This is a genomic window from Solibacillus palustris (genome assembly GCF_022549215.1).
In the GTDB taxonomy this organism is placed as follows: domain Bacteria; phylum Bacillota; class Bacilli; order Bacillales_A; family Planococcaceae; genus Solibacillus; species Solibacillus daqui.
In genome coordinates this window covers 1-1483 of record NZ_JAKZFC010000029.1, presented here as the reverse complement: position 1 = coordinate 1483, position 1483 = coordinate 1, and the positions used below count along the sequence as shown (strand labels likewise).

Here is a 1483-nt window from a genome sequence, read left to right as displayed (position 1 = left end):
ATCTGCATTTGTATCATTAAACTCTCCCAATAACTTATGCTTCTCATCTTCACTTAGTATTTCTATATCCTTAAGTTTAACCTCTGTATTTCTTACTATTTCTTTTACTATATTTAAGAAATGACTTACCATACTTTCTACAGTTTCATGTTTGTACAGGCTAGTCGCATAATTTAAATTTACGTTTATCTCATATTTTTCTTCTACTGCAGTCATTGTAATATCAAATTTTTCCACATTGATGTCAAAATTATAAAGGTTAAAAGTTAAATCTTCTATCTCCACTTTAGCTTCTTCCATGTTTTGTAATACAAACATAACATCAAATATTGGATTTCTATTTAAGTCTCTATTAACAGCTACCTTATCAACTAATTCTTCAAATTGATAGTCTTGGTTTTCATAAGCACTTAATGCCTTCTCTCTTACAGATTTCAAATACTCTTTAAAACTTAACTTACTATCTACATTCGTTCTTATAGCTAAAGTATTGACAAACATACCAATTATATTTTCTAAATCTTTATGATTTCTTCCTGCTGTTGGAGTTCCAACAATAAAATCTTCTTGTCCACTATATTTTGATAGTAAAATATTAAGACTTGATAATAAAACCATGTGTAAGGTACTTCCAGTTTCTTTTGCTATACTCCTTAATTTTTGAGTTATTTCTTTATCTAGCGTAAAATTTACGCTGTCTCCACTAAACTCTTTTATTGACTGTCTTGTGTAATCCGTAGGTAAATTTAATACTGGTAGCTCTCCACTAAATTCCTTTAGCCAATACTTTTCCTGATTTCTATACTCTTCACTATTTCTTTTATTCAATTGCCAAGATGAATAATCCTTATATTGCACCTTGAGTTCTTCTAAATCTTCCCCGGCATATAACTTACTAAATTCTTTTGCTAATATGCTCATGGAAACTCCGTCTGATATTATGTGATGCATATCAAATAGCATAATATGTCTGTCTTTCTCTGGACTTAATACAGAAACTCTTAGTAATGGAGCCTTCTCTAAGTCAAATGGTTTTATGAATTCCTTAGCTTTTACTTTTATTTCTTCCTCACTTTGGACTTCTACTTTTTCTGTTTCAAATTTTATCTCTTCTGCTGAATGGATTTTTTGTACAATCTTATTTTCTTTAGCATAAAAACTTGTTCTTAAGACTTCATGCCTCCTAATTAATTTTGTAAATGTTTCATTTAATCTATTTATATCCAGGTTGCCTGATATATCTAAGCCTCCCAGAATATTATACGCAATACTATCTTTATCAAGTCCCTGCAGCATATACATTCTTTTTTGTGCTGAGGATGCTTCATAGTATTCCTTTTCTTCTACTATTTCTATTTTTGTGCAAACATTTTCTTCGTAATATTCTAAAAATTCACTTTGTTCTTTAATTGTTGGTAGCCTAAATAGCTCTTTTAGTAGTATATCTTTATTTAATGCTTTATGAATTTTTGATTTGAGTACT

The 1483-nt window shown here is 29.3% G+C and carries 1 protein-coding gene; it reads right to left on the bottom strand.

The window, feature by feature from the left end:
- Positions 1-1483: condensation domain-containing protein (locus LZ480_RS19610; protein WP_241371225.1), on the bottom strand; the 1483-nt coding region annotated here is incomplete at both ends.